Here is a 21,996-nt window from a genome sequence, read left to right as displayed (position 1 = left end):
CGTTTGAAATTGCCTGGCGTTGTCCTATAGTACTGCAACGCATTTTTGATGTATTACAGGTCACTCCGATGAAAGAAATTGAAAGGCTCATCAGTAATAACCGCGAATGGTCCAAACTGCTGGTTGAAGAGGATCCCGGTTTTTTTGAGCGCCTCGCGCTGGCGCAAAAACCCCGTTTTCTCTGGATTGGCTGCTCGGACAGCCGCGTTCCGGCTGAGCGTCTCACCGGCCTGGAACCGGGCGAACTCTTTGTCCATCGCAACGTCGCTAACCTGGTGATCCACACCGACCTCAACTGCCTCTCCGTGGTGCAGTACGCGGTAGAAGTGCTCGAAGTGGAACATATCATCATCTGCGGCCATTACGGCTGCGGCGGCGTCCAGGCGGCGGTAGAGAATCCTGAGCTGGGCCTGATCAACAACTGGCTGCTGCACATCCGCGATCTTTGGTATAAACACAGTTCGTTTCTCGGCGAGCTTCCGCCGGAAAAACGTTTTGATAAACTCTGCGAAATCAACGTAGTAGAGCAGGTTTATAACCTCGGCCACTCGACCATTTTGCAGTCAGCCTGGAAGCGCGGCCAGAAGGTTTCGCTGCATGGCTGGGTTTACGGCATTCACGACGGTTACCTGCGCGACCTCGAAGTGACCGCAACCAACCGCGAAATTCTTGAGCAGCGTTACCGCCACGGCATTGCCAACCTGCTGGTCAATCCCGACAGCCACCGCTAACGGGTTGCGCATCATAATTCAGGCCGGCTCGTCCGGCCTTGGAAGATTGTGCGATCCCGATTCAGAGCTTCACAACTTTGCCGATGTAGGGCAGATGACGATAGCGTTGAGCGTAGTCGATGCCGTAGCCCACGACAAACTCGTCGGGAATGGTAAAACCGACATACTCCACGGTAACCGCCACTTCGCGCCGATCCGGCTTATCCAGCAGCGTACAGATCGCCAGCGACTTCGGCGCACGCAGCTGCAAAATTTCACGCACCTTGCTCAGGGTATTGCCTGAGTCAATGATATCTTCCACGATTAACACATCTTTCCCGCGAATATCCTCATCCAGATCCTTGAGAATTTTCACATCACGGCTGCTGGACATACCGCTGCCGTAGCTGGAAGCGGTCATAAAGTCGACCTCATGCGACACCTCAATGGCACGGCAAAGATCGGCCATAAACATGAAGGAGCCGCGCAGCAAACCCACCAGAACCATTTCGCTGCCGCTGTCACGGTAATGTTCAGTAATTTCTTTGCCCAGTTCGGCGATGCGCGAAGCGATCGTTTCTTGTGCGATCATCACTTCAACGGTGTGTTTCATCAGGTTGTTCCCGGTTAGATCAGAAAGCCATGCAGTTTACCACACTTCACTGCGAGCACAGCCGATGCGCCCGGACGCAAACGATACCCTGTAAGATTTCCCCCACGTCGCGCTGCACTTAAGCGGGGCAGCGTTGCACCGCTTTGCTTTCTCCCATTCCGATCCTCAGCCTCTTTCCGCTATTTTTCCTGATTTTTGCTTATGGTTGCCGCTTTGGCACGCTTCCTGCTTCAGATGTTACCGATATCATCTGGCGAGAGAACGAGACTATGAGTGAAGTAACCTTAACCGGCGTTGCCAGCGGAGCACGCAAATGGCAACAGCTCCTGTTGGGATTAATCTGTATGGGGGCCATCTCCAGCCCGCAATATGTCTGGACGCTGTTTACCCGTCCTTTAATGGATAAGCTTCATGTTCCGCTGGCTGAGATTCAGCTGACCTTCTCACTGCTGATTGTGCTGCAAACCTTTTTCTCGCCGTTTCAGGGGAAACTGATCGATCGCTATGGTCCGCGCCGTCTGATCGCCATCGGCACGCTGGTTGCCGGCTTCAGCTGGGTACTGGCCTCTTTTGCTGACAGCATCACCGCTATCTGGATCTGCTATGGCGTGCTGGGCGGCCTCGGTACCGGCATTGTTTATGTCGGCGTGGTGGGATTAATGGTGCGCTGGTTCCCGGAAAAACGCGGCTTCGCTGCCGGTATGGTCGCCGCCGGTTACGGCATGGGCGCGGTATTGACCACCTTTCCGATTTCCCATTCATTGCAGACTCACGGGCTGGAAACCACGCTCTGGCAGTTCGGCCTGCTGCTGGCCGCCATCGGCTTTATCGCCAGCCAGGGTTTGCGCGTGCCACCTGCTGAGCACGTTGCGCCAGCGCTGGCCGATCGGATGGTCAGCGGACGTCAGTTCAGGCCGAAAGAGATGCTGCGCCAGCCGCTGTTCTGGCTAATGTTTCTGATGATGACCATGATGTCGACTTCGGGCCTGATGGTTACCTCGCAAATGGCGATTTTTGCCCAGGATTTCGGCATGACCTCAATCACGCTGTTCGGCATGGCGGCGTTGCCGCTGGCGTTAAGCATCGACAGAGTGATGAACGGCCTGACGCGCCCGGTTTGCGGCTTTATCTCCGATAAAATTGGCCGCGAAAACATGATGTTTATCGCCTTTGGCCTCGAAGGTTGCGCCATGGCGCTGTGGCTGATGTGTCACAGCGATCCGCTGCTGTTCGTGCTGCTCTCCGGCGTGGTGTTTTTTGGCTGGGGCGAGATTTTTTCCCTGTTTCCCGCCACCCTGACTGATACCTTTGGTACCCAACACGCCACCAGCAACTACGGCTGGCTCTATATTTCTCAGGGCATCGGTTCAGTGCTGGGCGGCCCGCTCGCCGCGCTGCTCTATCAGCACACCCACGGCTGGGGCGTTGTTTTCGGCAGCGCCATTACGCTGGATATCCTCAGCGCGCTGCTGGCGCTGCTGCTGCTTAAGCCTCTGCGCCATCGCTTTATCAAACAGCACAGCTAATCGTGGCTGAGCCTTAACCTGGCCGCCTTCTGCAATCTGCGAAGGCGGCTTTTTTATGACGCGCGTTATAAGCACAGAACATTTGCCTCTTTCCCGGCACAATCCCCTGCATGGTAGCGTATGCTCAACATAACCTTGTATAACTGGCCTTCCCGAGAGGAGATCTCATGTCATCTTCATCGCACAAGAAAACTCATATCGGCACCCGTCCCCTGCATCCGGAAACACAGATGCTTAACTACGGTTACGATCCGCGTCTGTCGGAGGGTGCGGTTAAGCCGCCAGTATTCCTGACCTCGACCTTTGTATTTAACAGCGCGGAAGAGGGACGCGATTTCTTCGATTATGTCGCGGGCCGACGTGAGCCACCGGAAGGTAAAAGCGGCGGGCTGGTTTATTCACGTTTTAACCATCCCAACAGCGAGATTGTTGAGGATCGGCTGGCGGTTTATGAAGGGGCGGAGAGCTGTGCGCTGTTTTCCTCCGGCATGTCAGCTATCTCCACTGCCCTGCTGGCCTTTGCGCGTCCCGGCGAGGTAATTTTGCATTCACAGCCGCTGTATGGCGGCACGGAAACCCTGCTGAGCAAGACGTTTCATAATCTGTCGATTCAGGCGGTTGGCTTTAGCGACGGCAATGACGAGGCGAAAGTGCGCGACGCTGCTCGCCGCGCCATGGCGCAGGGTCGGGTTGCGCTGATTCTGGTGGAGACGCCCGCTAACCCCACCAATAGCCTGGTGGATATCGCTCTGATGGCGCGCGTGGCGGATGAGATTGCGCAGCAGCAGGGTTCGCGCCCTTATGTGGCCTGCGACAACACGCTGCTCGGCCCGCTGTTTCAGCGTCCGCTGGCGCTCGGCGCGGATATTTCGCTCTATTCGCTAACGAAGTATGTCGGCGGCCATTCCGATTTGATTGCCGGCGCGGCAATGGGTAGCAAGGCGGTGATGACGCAGATTCGTGCGCTGCGCAGCGCCATCGGCACGCAGCTCGATCCGCACTCCAGCTGGATGATTAGCCGTTCGCTGGAAACGCTGTCGCTGCGTATGGAGAAAGCCTGGCGCAATGCCGAAACGGTGGCGGCCTTTCTGCGCGATCACGCAAAGGTGGAAAAGTTGCACTGGCTCTCGTTTCTGGATAAAGACAGCCCGGCGGGCAGAACCTTCCATACTCAGTGCCAGGGCGCAGGCTCCACCTTCTCCTTTGATATTCGCGGCGGACAAGAGGCGGCATTCCGCTTTTTGAATGCGCTGGGGCTGTTTAAGCTGGCGGTCAGCCTGGGCGGCACCGAGTCGCTGGCCAGCCATCCCGCCAGCACCACCCATTCGGGCGTGCCGATCGAGGTACGCCAGCGCATCGGCATTAGCGATGCTACCCTCCGTCTGTCGATCGGCATCGAAAACGCCGACGATTTGGTGGAAGATATTCGCCTGGCGCTGGAACAGGCGTAACCCTCAGCCGACACTGAAGCCGAGCATCATGCCAGTATCTTCATGCTCCAGCAGGTGACAGTGGGCCATATAGGCGTGTTCCGCCGTGGCCCGGTGGTTAAAGCGCACCAACACTTCGCTGCGCCAGCCGTCAACGTTTACCATATCCTTCCATCCCTGACGGTGCGGCGCAGGCGGCTTGCCATTTTCCGACAGAATGCGGAACTGGGCACCGTGGATATGGAAAGGATGCAGCATCTGATCGCCTTCGCCGGAGATGGTCCATTTTTCAAAAGTGCCCGGCGCGACGTTAAACATCGGCTTCGCCATATTAAACGCCTGGCCGTTGATCTTATTGCCGTTATGGAAGTCGTAGCCGGACTGGCCATGATCGCCATGATCCATTGGCATGTTGTGATCCATTTTCATGCTGTGATCCATCGGCATACTGCGATCCATTTTCATGCCGCCCATTGCGCCGTGGCCGTAGCGCTGCATCAGCGCCTGCATGCCCTGTTGGTCGAGCTGCGGATCCATCATCAGCTGTAACCAGCGCGTATTCAGCCCCTCAGTTGTCGGCAGCGGCGGCAGCGTCGCCAGACTGTCGGGCAGAATGGCGCTCGCCTGCACCCTGAGCGGCAGAATCTGCACCAGCGGCAGCGGCTGGTCGAACGGCGCCAGCGTCATGCCCATCTGCTCAACCGGCAGCGTCACCAGATCAAAGGCTTTGCCGTCGCTGGTATCCACCATGATTTCGAAACGTTCGCCCGGCAGCAGCGGCAGCGACGCCACTTTTACCGGCTCCGCCAGCAGGCCGCCGTCGCTGGCGATCACGTAAAACGGTCGCTGGTCGCTGGCGGCGATGTGCAGCGAACGGGCATTGCAGCCGTTCAGCAGGCGCAGGCGCAGCCAGCCGCGCGGCACCGCGTGCTGCGGATACTGCACGCCATTGGTCAACATCAGAGTGCCGAACCAGCCGACTGCGGCGCGCATGATATCAAGCTGATAGTCGATGCGGCTGCTGTCCGCGCTGAGCTGCTTATCCTGGAAGATCAGCGGCACGTCATCTTCGCCCCACTGGCCTGGCAGCCGTATCTTAGCGGACGCCACATCCTTCAGCACCACCAATCCCGCCAGTCCCTGCGCCACCTGATAGCCGGTTCTGCCATGCAAATGAGGATGATACCAGCAGGTAGCGGCAGGCTGATCGGGGGTAAAAGTTACCTGACGCGACGCACCCGGTTCGATACGCGCCTGGGGACCGCCATCCACCTCGCCCGCCACCTCCAGCCCGTGCCAGTGCACGGTGGTGGCTTCCGGCAGCCGGTTATGGATGTTCACCGTCACCGCCTTGCCGCGCTCCAGCACCAGCGCCGGACCGAGCAGGCTGCCGTTATAGCCCCAGCTCGGCACCTCTTTATCCTGCCACCGCGTGCTGCCGGTCATCGCCGTCAGGTTATAGTGACCGCGCGCATCCGGCTCGAGCAGCGAGGGAACCGGCAGCAGCGGGCGTGTCGCGGCCAGCAGAGAGCGACTCCAGAGCGGCAGTGCCCCTGCGGCGCTAAGCACAGCGGAGAGTTTCAGGAATTGGCGGCGTTGCATAATCTCATCCTTGTAGCGGTAAAAGCGTCAGACTAAACCCTTCCCCAACGGGAGGGTCAAGCTGAGATAACAGATCGGTACCAAAAAATAACCAGCCTGCCCGCTCAGGTCAAAATTATCGGAATCCTGTCGGCAACTGTGCTAACGTCAGATCACTATCCCTTATTGAGAACCATCATGAAGAAAAGCATCAAGATCCTGCTGCTGTCGGGACTCCTTGGCTTCTCCTCCACCAGCTTTGCCCTGAGTGAATCGGAAGCGGAAGATCTGGCCGATCTTACCGCCGTGTTTGTCTACCTGAAAAATGACTGTGGCTACCAGGATCTGCCGGATGCGCAAATCCGTAAGGCGCTGGTCTTCTTCGCCCAGCAAAACCGTTGGGATTTAAGCAACTACGGCAGCTACAACATGAAAGCGCTGGGTGAAGCGAGCTACCGCGATCTGAGCGGCATCGCCATCGCCAATGACAAAAAGTGTAAGTCGCTGGCGCGCGACTCCCTGAGCCTGCTTGCCTACGTGAAGTAACCCGCCGCCCCGCCTCTCTGCTGATAATTTGACCGTGCAACCACGGTCAGAGTTAGCTATGATGTTCCGCCCATTTTTCAGGGTGATGTCATCAGAGGAGAGCCCCCACCATGGCCCAACATGAAATGTGGTATGAAACCCTTCATGCCGGTTTTGGACAATATTTCACGGTCGACAAGGTGCTTTACCGGGAAAAAACCGCGCATCAGGATTTAATTATCTTCGAAAATGCGGCTTTTGGTCGCGTTATGGCGCTGGATGGTGTGGTACAAACCACCGAACGTGATGAGTTTATCTATCACGAAATGATGACCCACGTACCCATTCTGGCGCATGGGGCAGCAAAAAGCGTGCTGATTATCGGCGGCGGCGACGGCGCGATGCTGCGCGAAGTTTCCCGCCATAGCCAAATCGACAAAATCACCATGGTGGAGATCGATGCGGGCGTGGTGACCTTCTGCAAGCAGTATCTGCCCAACCACAGCGCTGGCGCCTATGAGGATGCGCGTTTCACCCTGGTGATTGACGATGGCGTCAACTTCGTTAACCAGACCCGCGACAAATTCGACGTGATCATCTCTGACTGTACCGATCCCATCGGGCCGGGCGAGAGCCTCTTCACCTCAGAATTCTATGCTGGTTGCAAAAATGCCCTGAATGAAAACGGTATTTTCGTTGCGCAGAACGGCGTCTGCTTTTTACAGCAGGACGAGGCGATCAACAGCCACCGCAAGCTGGGAAACTATTTTGCCGACGTCAGCTTCTACCAGGCAGCGATTCCGACCTACTACGGCGGCATCATGACCTTTGCCTGGGCGAGCGACAATCCGGCGCTGCGCCAGCTTGACGCAGCAACCCTGCAGGCGCGTTTTGCGGCCGCAGGCCTGAACTGCCGTTATTACAATCCGGCAATCCATACGGGCAGCTTTGCTCTGCCGCAATATCTGCTGAATGCACTGTCAGACGCGCGCTGATCGGGCATTTATAAGGGGGTGAACGAAATTGCAAAAGCTGAAACTACATGGCTTCAACAACCTGACGAAAAGCCTGAGTTTTTGTATTTACGATATCTGCTATGCGAATACTGAAGCTGAACGCGACGGTTACATTGCCTATATTGATGAGCAATATAACGCCAACCGTCTCACTGAAATCCTGACGGAAACCTGCTCGATCATTGGCGCCAACGTGCTGAACATCGCGCGCCAGGATTATGAACCCCAGGGCGCGAGCGTCACCATTCTGGTGAGCGAAGAGCCGATCGATCCGAAAGATATCGATAACTCGGAACATCCCGGCCCGCTGCCGAACTCCGTGGTCGCCCACCTGGATAAGAGCCATATCTGCGTGCATACCTATCCGGAAAGCCATCCGGAAGGCGGACTCTGCACCTTCCGCGCCGATATCGAAGTCTCCACCTGCGGCGTGATTTCCCCGCTGAAAGCGCTGAACTACCTTATCCATCAGCTGGAGTCGGACATCGTTACCATTGATTATCGCGTCCGGGGATTTACCCGCGATATCAACGGTGTAAAGCATTTTATCGATCATGAAATCAACTCGATTCAGAACTTTATGTCGGAAGATATGAAGTCGATGTATGACATGATGGATGTGAACGTTTATCAGGAAAACATGTTTCACACCAAGATGTTGCTGAAAGAGTTCGACCTTAAACACTATCTTTTCCACACCAAACCGGAAGAGCTGAGCGCCGAAGAGCACAAGCGCATCACCGACCTGCTGTGGAAAGAGATGCGTGAGATCTACTACGGCCGCAATATTCCCGCCGTGGGCCTGAAAACGCAGTAAGGTTGGTCTGAGGCAAAAACAGAGGGCATCAACGGATGCCCTTTTTTATTGCGGTTACGCCGTCAGCATCAGCGTAATGCCGCGCTCCCGCAGGCTGCGGCAAACCTCGCTATCCAGCCGCTGATCGGTGACGATATCGGTGAGGTTAGCCAGCGGCGAGGCGCAGAACAGCGACCAAGAACCATATTTACTGCTGTCCGCCAGCAGCACGCGCCGACGGGCGTTTGCCAGTAGATCCTGCTTCAGTCCGGCCTTCTCTTCGGTTGGCGTGGTGATGCCGCGATCCAGGCTCCAGGAGTTGCAACTGACAAAGGCGATATCGGGGTTGATGGCGCGCAGCAGGCGTCGTCCGTGCTCACCAATGCAGGACTGGCTGGAGTCATCGATGCGCCCGCCGATAATGGTCACCTCAATCTGTTTAAACTCAGAAAGAAACAACGCGATATGCAGATCGGCGGTAATCACGCGCAGCGGCAGGTGCGTCAGCTGACGCGCCAGCTCCAGCATGGTAGTCCCGGCATCCAGCACCACCGCATCGCCCGCCTGCACAAATGTGGCGGCACTTCGGGCAATAGCCTGCTTTTCAACCAGGTTACGCTGCATTTTTTCCAGCGTGGTAGGCTGGGAAGGAATGAAACGGTTAAGGGTCACGCCGCCGTGCGTCCGGCTGATAACGCCCTCTTTATCCAGCTTAATCAGATCGCGGCGAATAGTGGCTGGCGACGCGTTAATCGCGCTCACCAGTTGGTCAACGGTGACCAGATTATGGCTTTTCAGGTAATCCATAATCTGATCGAGGCGGCTTTGTCCTGTCATATTTCCTTATGCAAGCTGCATCGCGAGTTCAATTGAGATCGCCATGCTCTCAGACTTCGCTTTACCTGTCCATGCGATATCAAAAGCCGTGCCGTGGTCAGCCGAGGTGCGGATAAAGGGCAGGCCCGCCGTAATATTCACGCCGTCGTAAAAACCCAGCAGCTTCAGCGGAATGTGTCCCTGATCGTGATACATCGCCACCACCATATCGTACTGCCCTTCGTAGCACTGCAGGTAAACCGTGTCGGGCGGGCAAGGGCCGCTGGCCTGGATACCCTGCGCTTTCATCGCTTCGATAGCAGGACCGACGATGTTGATTTCTTCGTCGCCAAACAGGCCATTCTCCCCGGCGTGCGGATTGACGCCCGCTACGGCGATACGTGGGTTGCTGTAGCCGACGCGACGCAGAAAGGTATCCGCCATGCCGATCACCGTCTCTACGCGTTCGCGGTTCAGGGTATCGAGGAATTTACGCAGGGCGATATGGGTAGTGACATGGATCACCTTCAGGCGATCGGTATAAAGCACCATGGCGTAATTTTTGCTGTCGGTGAGTTTCGCCAGCAGCTCGGTATGGCCCGGATAGATATGCCCTGCCGAATGCAGCGCCTCTTTATTCAGCGGCGCGGTGGCGATCGCCTGCACTTCTCCCGCCAGCGCCAGTTCGGTGGCGCGTTTGACGCAGCGATAGGCTAAATCCCCTGCCGCTTTCTGCACCACGCCCGGCTTCAGCGCATCCGGATCGGCCAGCGGCTCGTCGATAATATTGATGATGCCCGGCGCGAAATGCGCATCGCTGACGCGCTCCAGCACGCGCAGCTCCGCCTGCGGCGTGATCGCCATGCCCATGATACGGTGCAGCGTGCTGGCGCAGCCCACCACAACCGCCGGTGCGCCGGAAAGCGCGCCTTCCGCCAGTGATTTGATGATGATTTCCGGGCCAATGCCCGCCGGATCGCCCATGGTGACCGCTATAACCTTACTCATTCGACATCTCCTCAATAAAACGAATGGCTTCTACCAGGGTGTTTTCATCACCAAAGCCACCGGCTTTGGTCATCACCGGCAGGTGTGAGTGACTGTTTAGTAAAAACCCGTGCGGGACGCAGCCCGCGATCAGGCCCTGAATCTGAAACCCGTTAGCTCCCAGCGCTTTTGCAACGGCCAGCGCCACATCGCCGCCGGAAAGATAAAGCCCGGCCGGTTCAGCGTGCTGGCAAATCGCCTGCGCCAGCTCGCCCAGCAGTTGACAAATCTGCTCTCCCAGCTGTTGACGCGAGTGCTGATGCTGCTCGCAGAGCGCGGCAATCTCATGACGCTGCCCGGCGTACTGGCAGGTGCGAATCACCGTATGTTCTCCGCGCCGTAGCGCATCCAGCGCTTGTTCGATCCAGAAGGCGCGGTCGCGCCAGGCGGGCCGGGAAAAGAGCTGGCGAATATCGATATCCACCAGCGTGACGCGCCGCTGCTGCGCTAAACGGTCGATCTGCTGTTGTGCGATAGCGCTCATGGAACCCACCATCGCCAGTACCGGCCGCGGCCTGCGGGTGGAGAGCCAGGCGCCGAGCGCATCGCTCAGCCCGGCCGCTCCCGCCAGCAGCGGCTTCTCCTCCAGCTCTGCGGCGGCGGCCATCAGGCAGGCGATATCCTCATCGCTCTCCGCATCCACCACCAGAAAACCCTGCTTACCGGCCAGCCTGGCCGCCAGTCCCGGCGCGCGCAGCGCAGCCAGGTCGAGCACCGCGCCAGGCAAATCGCTCTGCGCCTGCAGAGCCGCCAGCACGCTGGCGCTGAGCACGGGCGTTTTGGGATCGCTGGCGAACTCGGTTTCCGTAAGCAGGCGGCCATTAATCAATACCTCGCCGTTACGTGTGGTGCGCCCCAGCTTCGGCACCGCCGCAACCACCAGCGCCAGCGATTTACCGGCGGCCTGCAGGGCGGCGGCAATCTCCGCGCCGGGATTGCCGCGCAGCGTAGAGTCGATCTTCTTAAACAGCCATCCACGTATCGCCAGGTCCTGGTGTTGACGCACGGCCTGCGTGGTGCGCTTTGCCGCCTCGGCGGCTGACAAGGCGCGGCTGTCGGTACTGATCACCCAAACGTCCGCTGCGCCGGGTGCAACCGGCGCGTCGCTGTTGAACAGCACATGCACCCTGGCGCCGGCTCGCGCCAGTCCGCTTCCGGCATCGTTTGCGCCGGTAAAGTCGTCGGCGATCGCCAGTACGGGTGTGGTCCATTGCTGCTGCTTCATCTTCTCTCCTGGTTCCGGCTGTTTGCCGCTGGGATGATTATATTCAATCACGATTGATTATATGTGAGCAAGATCAAATTAATTGAAATCAGGATGCCCTATAACTTCTCCACAGTAAGTGATACATGCCGCACTGGTATGAGCAAAACCAATCAGGCGATCGAAACGTCGCAGGAGAAAGGGTAACGAGATGAATATCAACAGCACGGTGCTCAGTGGTTATCAGGCGCTTAATGATGTGAGCTATCTTTTGCAGGGTAAGCAAAAAGCGCTGCTGGTCACCGACAAGAATATTGAAGCTATTCCCGCCGTTCAGGCGTTCATCCAGCAGCTGCGCGGCCAGATCGCCAGCCTGAGCCTGGTGAACAGCGTTCCGCCGGAACCCAGCCAGCATGACGTGGCCGCGATTGTTGCCGCGCTGCCGACGCGCGATATCGATCTGGTGATCGGCGTGGGCGGCGGCAGCGTACTGGATGTCGCCAAGCTGCTCTCCGTGCTTTGCGTTGCGGGCGCGCCCACGCTGGATGCGCTGCTGGCCGGTGAGAAACCGCAGTCGCGCACCACTTCTTTATTGATTCCCACCACCGCCGGAACCGGCTCGGAAGCCACGCCGAACGCGATCCTGGCGATCCCGGAAAAAGAGACCAAAGTCGGCATCATTACCCCTGTGATGCTGCCCGACTATGTGGCGCTGGTGCCGGAGCTTACCACCAGCATGCCCGCGCATATCGCCTCTTCGACCGGCATTGATGCCCTTTGTCACCTGATTGAGTGCTTTACCGCTACCGTCGCCAATCCGGTCAGCGATAACTACGCCCTGATCGGCATGAAAAAGCTGTTCGCCAGTCTGGAGAAGACGGTCGCCGAGCCGGACAACCTGCAGGCGCGTCTCGATATGCTCTGGGCGTCATACTACGGCGGCGCGGCCATCGCCCATGCGGGCACCCATCTGGTGCATGCCATGAGCTATCCGCTGGGCGGCAAATATCATATTCCGCACGGCGTGGCGAACGCCATTCTGCTGGCGCCCTGCATGCGCTTTGTCCGTCCGGCGGCGGTGGCGAAATTCGCCCAGGCGTACGATCTGCTGCCTGATGCTGACCGCTCTCTGGATGACGACGCCAAATCTCACGCGCTGGTGGAGTACTTCGCTGCGCTGGTGAAGCGTCTCAAGCTGCCGGCCAGCCTGGATGAGCTGGGCATCGGCCCGGATCACTTGCCTTACCTGGTGGAAGCGGCGCTGGATGTGCAGCGCCTGATGAAAAACGTGCCTGCGTCCGTCAGCGCTAACGACGTGCGCGATGTCTATCTGACCCTGTTTCCCACCCTGAATCACTAAAGGATTGCGAGGAAGAGATGAATAAGAAAATTAACGGCGTACTGACCGCCATTGTCACCGCCTTTGACCGTGACGGCGCCTTTAATCCGGCAGCCCAGCGCGTCCAGGTTAAGCGCCAGCTGGATGCTGGCAACGGAATTTTTTGCGGCGGCACCAATGGGGAATTCTTCGTCCTGAACGAGCAGGAAAAGCTGGCGGTGACCGAGACCTGTCTGGATGAGGTTAACGGCCGCGCACCGGTGGTGGCACACGTGGGCGAAATCTCCACGCGTGAAACCATCCGTCTCGGCAAACAGGCGGCGAAGCTGGGCGTTGATGCCGTATCGGTTATCACCCCCTGGTTTGTGCCGCTCAAGCAGACGGAGCTGATTTATCACTATCAGACCGTCGCCGATGCCCTTGAGGTCCCGCTGTTTCTTTATAACATTCCGGCGCGTACCGGCAATACCCTACAGCCGGATACGGTACGTACTCTGGCCGCGCATCCCAACATCATCGGCATTAAAGACAGCGCTGGCAGCTATGAGAGCCTGAGCGGCTTCCTGAAAGCGGCCGACGGCATCGACAACTTTGACGTGCTGAACGGCCCGGATTCGCTGATCCATCAGGGCTTCGTCGATGGCTGTTCCGCCTGCATTTCCGGCCTCGCTAATGTGGCGCCCGAGGCGATTAATGCCATCTGGACACGTTTCCAGGCAGGCGATATCGCAGGATCCCGCGAGGCGCAGGAGAGCGTTACCGGCCTGCGCACCGATCTTTACAGCGTCGCCTTTTCACCTGCCGCGGTGAAAAAAGCGCTGGCGCTGCTGGGCCACGACGTCGGCGAAAGCCGCTACGCGGTGAGCTTCAGCAACGATGACGAGCAGAAGATTCGTCAGATTGTGAATCAGTACCTGCAGTAATGGCCGTCAGGGCAGCGGTTGCTGCCCTTGCCCGTTAACATTTCAACACCGGAAAGCCTTATGAAAGTGATTTGCACCTCGCCGTCCTTCGCCAAATATGATGCGACGCCGATCGAGACTTTGAAACAGAACGGCTTCGAGCTGATTACTCTGGCCGCCGATGCGCCGCTCTCCGCACTGGAACCGCATCTGGCGGAAACCGTCGCGATGATCGTGGCCTTTACCAACGTCAACGATGCGCTGCTGGCAAACGCGCCCAATCTGAAGATTGTCTGCAAGCACGGCGTCGGCGTCGATAATATCGATCTGGAAGCGACGCGCGCGCGCGACATTTACGTCACCAACGTGCCGGACGCCAATAAGCATGCGGTCGCCGATTTCGCCTTTGCGCTGATCCTGAACAGTGCCCGTCAGGTGACGCAGGCGGCCTTTGAGACGCGTGCAGGTCACTGGCCGCGTATTTTCGCTACCGATGTTTATGGCAAAACGCTGGGCATTATTGGTCTGGGAAATATCGGCAAGCAGGTGGCGCTGCGCGCCAAAGGCTTCAACATGCGCGTTATCGCCTTCGACTTTTACCCGGATGAGAAATTTGCCGCTGAACACAACATTGAATTTGTCAGCATGGATCGGCTCACCGAAGCGAGCGATTTTATCACGCTGCACACGCCGCTCACTGACGAGACCCGCAACCTGTTTGACCGCGCGCGCATCGGACGCATGAAAAAGAGCGCTTTTCTGATCAACGTTTCGCGCGGCGGCGTGGTGAATGAACAGGATCTGTTCCACGCGCTACAGGACAACGTGATCGCCGGTGCGGCGGCAGACGTTTTCGTACAGGAGCCGCTGGAGACGCATCCGCTCTTTTCGCTGGCCAATTTTATTCCCACCTCGCATATCGCCGGTTACACCGACGGCGCGATTAGCGCGATTGGCGAACGCTGCGTACAGCAGATTTTGCAATCTATTACCCAGGGCGAGCGCCCGATGAACGTCATGAACGGGCTGGCGTAAGCGCCGCCCTACCCTGCAATCCTACCTTCAGGTGATTATTATTATGAACAACACCCTGAGCGCGACCCGTATTCGCTGGTGGATCGCCGGCCTGATGTGGCTGGCTATCGCCATTAACTACATTGACCGTACCGTACTCTCTGCGGCGGCTCCGCACCTGATCAAGGAGCTGGAGATCAACCCGGAAATGATGGGCTTTATCATGGCCGCCTTTTTCTGGTCTTATGCGCTGCTGCAAATCCCGGCGGGCTGGTTTGCCGATCGCTTCGGTCAGAAAAAAGGCTTAGGGATCGCGGTGGGTTGGTGGTCTGTTGCGACGATGGCGATGGGGCTGGCGACCGGCTTTAAATCTCTGCTGGCGCTGCGCCTGGCGTTGGGCGTGGGCGAAGCGGCGGCTTACCCCAGCAATGCCGGCATCACCGCACGCTGGTTCCCGGATCGCGAGCGCGCTACCGTGTCCGGCCTGTTCGACAGCGCCTCGAAATTTGGCGGCGCGGTGGCGATGCCCTTGATCGTCTGGATGATCGCCATGTTCGACTGGCGGATTACCTTTCTGGTCATTGGCGGACTCGGGCTGTTTTGGGTCATCGCCTGGTATTTCATCTACGCCGAAAACCCGGAAGCGCATACAAAGATTTCCGCGAGCGAAGTCAGCCTGATCCGTGATGGCCAGGCGCAGAAGCACGGCGATAAAAGCGTGCGGCCAATGAAGTGGTACAAGCTGTTGCGCTACCGCAACATCTGGGCGATGTGCATCGGTTTCTTCACCATTAACTACACCTCCTACTTCTTTATCACCTGGCTGCCGACCTATCTGGTGAAAGACAAGGGGATGGATTTTCTCAAGATGGGGATGGTGGCCGCGCTGCCGCTGATTTGCGGCATGGTGATCGAAGTGATCGCTGGCTGGGCGTCGGATCGCATGGTACATAAAAAAGTGCTCTCCCTGACCGCCACGCGCAAGCTGTTTCTGACCATCGGTCTGCTGATGGCGCTGTGCATCGGCTTTGCTCCCTTTACCGAATCGGTTTTCATGACGGTGCTGCTGCTCTGTATTGCTAAATCGGGCACCACGGTGGCGGCTTCTCAGGTCTGGGCCTTGCCGGGCGATGTGGCGCCGCAAAACAGCGTTTCCATCGTGGCGGGGCTTCAGAATACTGTTTCCAATATGGGCGGCGCGGTCGGCCCGATTATCACCGGCGCCATTGTGGGCGCTACCGGCCACTTCACCTGGGCGCTGGTTTTCTCTGCCGCGCTGGTGGTGATCGGCATCCTTAATTATCTGTTCCTGATGGGCAAAGTCGAGCCGATTGTGGATGAAAAGAGGGCGACGGCGCACTCTGCTGTAGCAAGCCGGGCCTGAACAAGCGGTTCCTGACGCCGTAACGGCTGCTGCCGTGGCGGCGTTTTCCTTACCTCACCCAAACCATAACAACGCAAATTGGAGGCGATAATGTCGCTTAATTCCAATGGGTCTCCCATGACCGTTTCGGCAAGTGAAAAACAGACCGGCAAATTCCGCTTCGTCATCCTGACGGTGCTTTCAGTGGGCATTGCCATCAACTATATCGATCGGGCCGCCATGAGCGTAGCGATCCCCTTTATGAGCGAGGAACTGCATTTTTCTCCCACTGACAGCGGGTTGCTGCTTTCCGCCTTTTTCTGGAGTTACGTGCTGTTTCAGCTTCCCGGCGGCTGGCTGGTGGACAGGCTGGGGCCGCGCCTCACCTTCGCGCTCAGCAGCCTCGGCTGGGGTCTGGCCACGGCGGCCTGCGGTCTCGCCAGCAGCGTTGCCGCGCTGGTGGGTTTTCGTTTTGTGCTTGGCGCAGTGGAAGCGCCCAGCTATCCCGCCAGCTCCTCAACGGTAACCCGCTGGTTCCCTCGCCAGGAGCGCAGCTTTGCTGCGGCCACCTTCAACAACGGCAGTAAAATTGGCGGCACCCTGGCGATTCCCGTGATCTCTTTTTTGATTGCGCTGGTCGGCTGGCGTATGACCTTTGTGATTTCCGGCGTGGTGGCCGTTGTCTGGGCGCTGGGCTGGTATCTCTGGTATCGCGACCCGCGCGATCATAAAACGGTTTCAGCGCAGGAAGTGGCCTTTATTGAAGCCAATCAGGATCCGCAAACCGGCGAGCCGATGAGCGTACGTCAGCTGCTGGCGCAGCGCACCGTGCAGGCGATGATGGCGGGCTTCTTCTGTATCAATTTCGTCTCCTACTTTTTCTTTACCTGGTTCCCGACCTATCTGGTGGAAACCTTCCACCTTTCCCTGATGAAGTTTGGCCTGCTGGGAATGCTGCCGGGCGTGGCGGCGATCGTTGGCGGCTGGTGCGGCGGCCTGCTTTCAGACAGCCTGGTGCGGCGCGGCTATTCCCTCAGCGTAGCGCGTAAAATCCCGCTGGTAGGCGGCATGTTGGGCAGCGCGGTGATTGGCCTGGCGGCTTTCTCGCCCACGGTGGGCCTGGCGCTTTCGGCGCTCTGCTTCGCCAACTTTGCTGCGACCTTCGCGTCGGCCGCCCTTTGGGCACTGCCTTCAGATGTCGCGCCAAATCGCGCTAACGTCGCCACCATCGGCGGCATCCAGAATATGGCGGCCAATCTCGCCGGTATCATTTCTCCGGTGATGATCGGTGTGATTATGCAATTTACCCACTCCTTTGTGATTCCGCTGGAAATTGCGGGCGTGGTCGGTATCGCTGGCGCGTTCATCTATGGTTTCTGGTTGCCGCGCGTTAAACCGATGCAGCTCAATGTGGACCAGGCTATGCAGAGTAAAACAGGAGTTAATATATGAATGCGCATTCACGCTGGAAAAAACGCCCTGCGCACGCTACCTGGGGCGATTTTGGCGCCGACGACCAGCTGGGTCGGCTCAATCTTCTGACCGCGGATAAAGTACGCGCAGGCGTCGCCGAGGTTCGCACCGGGCAGACCTTTTGCCTGAGCCTGCCGCTGGATTTGCCCGGCGGCACCGCGATGAATCCGCGCCGCCCGCCGCCACAGCTAAACGCCACGCGACGTGGTGAAGCGGCCAACATGACCTATCCGCTGTCACGGGATAATGCCCATCTTACCGATGTGATTTGCGATGATACCGTTACGCTGGCGCTGCAATACTCCACGCAGTGGGACAGCCTGGCGCATATGGGCCAGTGGTTTGACGTGAATGACAACGGGCAACCAGAGATGGTTTTCTATAACGGCTACCGCGCGGGCGTGGATATCGTCGGCGAAACCGATTACCGCGCCGGATGCGGTTGCGATCACGGCACGCATTTGGGCGCGAAAGCGCTCGGCATTGAAAATATGGCGCAGCAGGGAATTCAGGGACGTGCGGTGATGATCGATATCAAGCGTCACTTTGGCACGGCGCGTTTTTCTTTTGGCTATCAGCATCTGCAACAGATTCTGGCTGCCGATAACATTACCATCGCGCCAGGGGATATGGTCTGTTTTCGCACCGGAATGGATGAAGCGATCCTGTCGATGGCAGGCGAACCTGACATGGATTATCTCAACAGCCATTTTGCCGGGCTGGATGGCGCGGACAGCAAACTGCGGCAATGGGTCGAGGAGAGCGGCGTGGTGGCGTTAATTGCCGACAATCCCGCCGTTGAGATCCTGCCCGCCCGCCCGCTGAATGATGACTTCTATCCTTCGCATCCTTTGCACGATCTCTGCCTGTTCCGACTTGGTGTTTATCTTGGCGAGCTTTGGCTGCTCAGCCCTTTAGCGGAGTGGCTGGCAAAACATCAGCGCCATGCCTTTCTGCTGACGGCCCCGCCGTTAAGGCTTCCTGGCGCGGTCGGTTCGCCCGTCACGCCGATCGCCACGGTGTAAATTCCACAAGATTTTCCCGCCAGACCGTCTATGTTTTATCAGAGCCAACGGGGCGATGCTTATCGCCCCTGTAAAAATTGCCGGTAAGCGGCAATCACCGCCAGAAAGTCCTCCACGCCGCAAAAAGCCAGGCTCTCTTCGTCGTAGTAGTTCATCCCCTCTTCCAGTTCATCGTTGTCGAAGGCGAGCTGGTTGGCGCGAATCATCACCTCTTCGTCATCCATCCACAACGTATACTCACGGCCCACGCGCTGCCATTGACGCTGGCTGCCTTTGATGCTTTGCGCCGCCGCTTCCACCTCCGCCAGCAGGGCCAGATTCTCGTTCACTTCGTCGTTAAACCAGTGGCCGACCGCCTCGTGATCCATCGACATGCGTACCTTTACCTGGCCGGTAAGGTCGCGTAAAAACTCATACTCCATGGTGCTGCCCTCTGACTGTCACGCCTGTTTTATCCGCCAGACGAACGGAACGTCTTCAGAGTGGGATTATCGCAATCTGCCCTAAGAAAGTCAGCGGATTTCGCCGCCTGGCGGCAGAGGATTAGCAGGCAGGAACTAAAAAGCGGCCCATCCGGGGCCGCTCGGCAAAAGTTTATTTTTTCAGGATCCACGCATCCTGCCAGTGACTGCCTGCGCCCGGCTCGTAGTGGTTCGCTGAGGCGTTCCACTGCGAGCAGTAACCGCTGTAAGGGAAAGGCTTGCACTCATAGGTGCGGCCATCTTTCGGCTGTAGAACCACCGTACCCGCTTTATAAGACTTCAGATTATCAGGGAAGCGAAAGTCATACACGCCGTTATCCTCGTCGCCAGCAGCAGAGGTCAGCTGCAAATTCTGCGTGCCTTGATCAACAAGCTCTCCTGCCGGGTTGTTGGCAACGTAGCTCAGGATATGGTGTCCCGGCTGGACATTTTCCAGCGTCAGGTTCAGAGAATGCTCGCCGGTGCTGAGGCTTTTCTTCATAAAGCCTTTATTGCTGCCGGCATGATCGCTTACGCTGATCTCCAGCGTGACGTTGCCGCTCACATTCGCCGTCAGCCCGACATCAGATTTGCCGTCAACGATTTCGCTGACCTGCGCGTCGCTCAGGGTCATGCTCTCTTCCACACCGGGTTGACTTATTTCATACGAAATCACTATGCTCTGCAAATTGCTGTTCGCACGCACATAAATATTATTGGCGCCGTATGTCGGGTTAATTTCTCCGTTCTGGTCTTTTACGCCCACACGAATATCGTTATGGTTGGCGTTCAATTTCGTTGCCAGAGCGTGGGACCAATATTGCATTGCGCCCTGCTCGTCGCTGGCGATCTCCAGAGAGGTCTGCATTGCGCTGACTTCCTGACCGTTATTGTCAATAAAGCGCGCAATAACCTTATCGCCTTTTTTCAGATTCTGACCATAAATTCCGCCGTTAAGCTGTTTACTCCACTCTGATACCTGGCCATTTTCGTCACCGCCCTCTGTCGGGAAATTAACGTCAATAACCTGATAAAAGCTGTTGGCCGTATCTGCGATTTCCCATACCGCATAAATAACCTGATAACCGCTACGCTGAGGTACGTTACAGGTATGCGTCTCGCGTGGTTGCGGCGCCAGACCTTTGCCATCAACCTCGCAGAACGGCGTTAATTCCAGCGAGTCACGCGTCAGCGGCTTATTTACATCCCAGTGCTGTTTGGTAATAAAATACTGCCATTTTGTTGTGGCGTGTTTTGCTGTGTGATACCAGGTAAATTCATTGAGGCCCGGCTTGATATCCGTTTTTAACCAGTCAGAAACGCTTTGCCGATCAAGAGGCGCAAATCCTGCTAAGCCCGCACTGGCTAATTGGCCATCAACCACCTTGGGCTGCGCGGGAAATCCTTTAAGTTGCTCAATACTTTGCGGCTCCCACTGCGCGCTGCCGCAGTTTTGCTGTTTGTTTAACTTACACATATAAGCACGGCTTTCCGGCTTTTCGACATAGCCGTGCGCCAGCGCGCCGCCAGAAATGAGTGTTAAACAAACTGTCAGTGCAATATTTTTAAATTTCAATTTCTACATCCTGCGTTGTTTTTTTAATAAATAGCCTTCCTTTCAGGCGTTGTATTTTAAGCAAGTGAAAGAATAAAAAATGATGGGATAGTAACGGCAACTTACCTTTATTCTGTTAAAGCAAAGCAATAAGCTGGCAGGGTATAATCGGCAAAAAATAATTCTGTAAATTAAAGTTTTTATTTTAAAAGAACCTTTAATTCATTTAATAAAAGACTTTGTCTTTCGCACATGCGTTCTGAATGCAGAGATATCGCTCAGCATACAGCGGCATCATGATGAATCGTGCAGCAGCTGATGCACTTACTTAGTGCATTTTTCTCGCCCCGCCGTTGGGCTGCATCGCCCGGAGCGCATGATTGTCGCTCATCAGGACTAAAACCGAGACTGGCGCGATTCTTGCGTGTTACAGAGTGTGTCCGTCCGCTGGCATTGTTTTCCCTTTCCGTCCAATGAGGCAAACGCTATGGAACTGAAATGGTTTGAAGATTTTCTCAGTGTTGCACGCTGTTATAGCTTTACCCGCGCCGCCGATGAGCGCCATATCACGCAATCCGCCTTGAGCCGCCGCATCCGCCAGCTTGAGGAGTGGCTTGGCGTGCCGCTGTTTGACCGCAAAACCTATCCGGTCACGCTGACCCCGGAGGGGCAAACCTTCCTCACCACCGCCAGTGAAACGGTATTTTCCATGACGCATCTGCGCAACGATCTTCACCAACGCTATGCTTCGCGCACCGCAGTATTACGTTTCGCCATGCTGAATACCCTTTCGCTGACCTTTTTTCCGGACTGGATCCAGCGCCTGAATCTGCATCAGCAGCTGGGTTATATTCGCCTGTGCCATCAAAAGCCGACATTTGTCGAGCACATCTCTTTATTGCACAGCGGCGAAACCGATTTTCTGCTGACCTATGCGCATGATTCCGTCTCGCTGATCCATCAACTTGCGCCTTATCCGATGATGGAGCTGGGCCACGAGCGCGCCATCGCCGTCTGCCGCCCGGACAGCGATGGCAAGCCGCTTTACCCCATATCGCCCGACGGCTCGCCTATCCCCTGGCTGAGCTACGGTCAACACTCCTTTTTCGCCCATGCCCTGACGCCCTTGCTGAACGAGAAACCGCTGCCGCTGGAAACCATTTATGAAAACGGCATGTCGATTAACCTCAAGGCGATGACGCTGGCTGGCAGCGGTCTGGCCTGGCTGCCGCTCAGTCTGATCCGGGAGGAACTCAAAAGCGGCGCGCTGGTACGCGCCGGAACGCCCTGCTGGGATATGCTGCTGGCGATCCGGCTCTACCGGCAGCCGGTCCTGCAAAATCCGCAGGCGGAAACCCTGTGGCGCAGCGCGAAGCAGAACGAAACCGCTGACGCGGCCTAACCTTTTCTGGCTGGCATATCGTGCAATTTTGCGCGCGATGCCCCCTGCCTGTTGCTCCTCTGCGGCTGCGGCTAACTATGCAATTTTGGAATGGGGGGTGTGAATTGCTCATTGGCCTTGCCGCGCTTTTTTCCGCCATTCTGGTGGCACACAGACGCCGGGGCGTCTGCTTATTCTCTGACGAGCCAATCTGAGGGT

The 21,996-nt window shown here is 57.1% G+C and carries 20 protein-coding genes; 13 read left to right on the top strand and 7 right to left on the bottom strand.

Going from position 1 to position 21,996, the window contains the following annotated elements; all coding sequences use genetic code 11:
• Positions 1-68 precede the first annotated feature (68 nt).
• Entirely contained in the window at positions 69-731 is a 663-nt protein-coding gene (gene can / locus ABU178_RS04460) for a carbonate dehydratase (protein ID WP_397212373.1), read from the top strand.
• Between the two features lie 61 nt (positions 732-792).
• Here the strand turns inward: can and hpt are convergent, their stop codons facing one another.
• The gene (hpt, locus tag ABU178_RS04455) at positions 793-1,323 is read right to left on the bottom strand and encodes a hypoxanthine phosphoribosyltransferase (protein ID WP_397212372.1); all 531 of its coding nucleotides are present in this window, start codon (positions 1,321-1,323) and stop codon (positions 793-795) included.
• A 269-nt stretch (positions 1,324-1,592) separates the two neighbouring features.
• On the opposite strand from hpt, the gene oxlT reads away from it, so the two are divergent.
• Positions 1,593-2,849, top strand: a complete 1,257-nt coding sequence (oxlT, locus tag ABU178_RS04450) for an oxalate/formate MFS antiporter (protein ID WP_397212370.1) — start codon at positions 1,593-1,595, stop codon at positions 2,847-2,849.
• Between the two features lie 167 nt (positions 2,850-3,016).
• Positions 3,017-4,300: a cystathionine gamma-synthase family protein gene (locus tag ABU178_RS04445; RefSeq protein WP_397212369.1), complete on the top strand. Its 1,284-nt coding sequence runs from the start codon at positions 3,017-3,019 to the stop codon at positions 4,298-4,300.
• A gap of 3 nt (positions 4,301-4,303) precedes the next feature.
• Here ABU178_RS04445 and cueO read toward each other — a convergent pair whose 3' ends face one another.
• Positions 4,304-5,881 carry a multicopper oxidase CueO gene (gene cueO / locus ABU178_RS04440; RefSeq protein WP_397212367.1) on the bottom strand — a complete coding sequence of 526 codons (1,578 nt, stop codon included), beginning with the start codon at positions 5,879-5,881 and terminating at the stop codon, positions 4,304-4,306.
• 177 nt (positions 5,882-6,058) lie between these two features.
• Here cueO and ABU178_RS04435 point away from each other — a divergent pair, with 177 nt between their 5' ends.
• The 3 genes from ABU178_RS04435 (at position 6,059) to speD (ending at position 8,218) form a co-directional block, all read left to right on the top strand.
• Positions 6,059-6,406, top strand: a complete 348-nt coding sequence (locus ABU178_RS04435; protein ID WP_397212365.1) for a YacC family pilotin-like protein — start codon at positions 6,059-6,061, stop codon at positions 6,404-6,406.
• A gap of 110 nt (positions 6,407-6,516) precedes the next feature.
• The gene (gene speE / locus ABU178_RS04430) at positions 6,517-7,380 is read left to right on the top strand and encodes a polyamine aminopropyltransferase (RefSeq protein WP_397212363.1); all 864 of its coding nucleotides are present in this window, start codon (positions 6,517-6,519) and stop codon (positions 7,378-7,380) included.
• A gap of 28 nt (positions 7,381-7,408) precedes the next feature.
• Positions 7,409-8,218: an adenosylmethionine decarboxylase gene (speD, locus tag ABU178_RS04425; RefSeq protein ID WP_397212361.1), complete on the top strand. Its 810-nt coding sequence runs from the start codon at positions 7,409-7,411 to the stop codon at positions 8,216-8,218.
• Positions 8,219-8,272: 54 nt separating this feature from the next.
• Here speD and ABU178_RS04420 read toward each other — a convergent pair whose 3' ends face one another.
• Genes ABU178_RS04420 through dtnK form a run of 3 tightly spaced genes read right to left on the bottom strand, consistent with a single transcriptional unit; the run spans position 8,273 to position 11,285 of the window.
• Positions 8,273-9,034: a DeoR/GlpR family DNA-binding transcription regulator gene (locus ABU178_RS04420; protein ID WP_397212359.1), complete on the bottom strand. Its 762-nt coding sequence runs from the start codon at positions 9,032-9,034 to the stop codon at positions 8,273-8,275.
• A gap of 6 nt (positions 9,035-9,040) precedes the next feature.
• On the bottom strand, positions 9,041-10,021 hold the full coding sequence (locus ABU178_RS04415) for a D-threonate 4-phosphate dehydrogenase (RefSeq protein WP_397212358.1): 981 nt from the start codon (positions 10,019-10,021) through the stop codon (positions 9,041-9,043).
• Positions 10,014-11,285 (bottom strand): D-threonate kinase, encoded by a 1,272-nt coding sequence (gene dtnK, locus ABU178_RS04410; protein WP_397212356.1) that lies wholly within the window; start codon positions 11,283-11,285, stop codon positions 10,014-10,016. Before dtnK ends, ABU178_RS04415 begins: the two co-directional genes overlap by 8 nt.
• 190 nt (positions 11,286-11,475) lie before the next feature.
• Between dtnK and ABU178_RS04405 the strand changes: the two genes are divergently transcribed.
• From ABU178_RS04405 to ABU178_RS04380, 6 genes are all read left to right on the top strand, one after another.
• Positions 11,476-12,624 (top strand): iron-containing alcohol dehydrogenase, encoded by a 1,149-nt coding sequence (locus ABU178_RS04405; protein ID WP_397212354.1) that lies wholly within the window; start codon positions 11,476-11,478, stop codon positions 12,622-12,624.
• A gap of 17 nt (positions 12,625-12,641) precedes the next feature.
• On the top strand, positions 12,642-13,526 hold the full coding sequence (locus ABU178_RS04400) for a dihydrodipicolinate synthase family protein (RefSeq protein WP_397212352.1): 885 nt from the start codon (positions 12,642-12,644) through the stop codon (positions 13,524-13,526).
• A 60-nt stretch (positions 13,527-13,586) separates the two neighbouring features.
• Positions 13,587-14,540, top strand: a complete 954-nt coding sequence (locus ABU178_RS04395) for a phosphoglycerate dehydrogenase (protein WP_397212350.1) — start codon at positions 13,587-13,589, stop codon at positions 14,538-14,540.
• Positions 14,541-14,583: 43 nt separating this feature from the next.
• The gene (locus ABU178_RS04390) at positions 14,584-15,903 is read left to right on the top strand and encodes an MFS transporter (protein WP_397212348.1); all 1,320 of its coding nucleotides are present in this window, start codon (positions 14,584-14,586) and stop codon (positions 15,901-15,903) included.
• 90 nt (positions 15,904-15,993) lie between these two features.
• Positions 15,994-17,334 (top strand): MFS transporter, encoded by a 1,341-nt coding sequence (locus ABU178_RS04385; RefSeq protein ID WP_397212346.1) that lies wholly within the window; start codon positions 15,994-15,996, stop codon positions 17,332-17,334.
• Positions 17,331-18,380: a cyclase family protein gene (locus ABU178_RS04380; protein WP_397212344.1), complete on the top strand. Its 1,050-nt coding sequence runs from the start codon at positions 17,331-17,333 to the stop codon at positions 18,378-18,380. The genes ABU178_RS04385 and ABU178_RS04380 overlap by 4 nt, the downstream gene beginning before the upstream one ends.
• Positions 18,381-18,439: 59 nt before the next feature.
• Here ABU178_RS04380 and yacL read toward each other — a convergent pair whose 3' ends face one another.
• Both yacL and gbpA read right to left on the bottom strand, forming a co-directional pair.
• The gene (yacL, locus tag ABU178_RS04375; protein ID WP_397212342.1) at positions 18,440-18,802 is read right to left on the bottom strand and encodes a protein YacL; all 363 of its coding nucleotides are present in this window, start codon (positions 18,800-18,802) and stop codon (positions 18,440-18,442) included.
• A 172-nt stretch (positions 18,803-18,974) separates the two neighbouring features.
• The gene (gene gbpA / locus ABU178_RS04370) at positions 18,975-20,417 is read right to left on the bottom strand and encodes an N-acetylglucosamine-binding protein GbpA (RefSeq protein WP_397212340.1); all 1,443 of its coding nucleotides are present in this window, start codon (positions 20,415-20,417) and stop codon (positions 18,975-18,977) included.
• A 466-nt stretch (positions 20,418-20,883) separates the two neighbouring features.
• Here gbpA and ABU178_RS04365 point away from each other — a divergent pair, with 466 nt between their 5' ends.
• Entirely contained in the window at positions 20,884-21,798 is a 915-nt protein-coding gene (locus ABU178_RS04365) for a LysR family transcriptional regulator (protein WP_397212339.1), read from the top strand.
• Positions 21,799-21,996 lie beyond the last annotated feature (198 nt).

It is taken from the genome of Pantoea osteomyelitidis, assembly GCF_044342975.1.
Classification (GTDB): Bacteria; Pseudomonadota; Gammaproteobacteria; order Enterobacterales; family Enterobacteriaceae; genus Pantoea; species Pantoea osteomyelitidis.
Note: the sequence above shows the minus strand (reverse complement) of the source record. Positions and strands in the feature narration are given on the sequence as shown.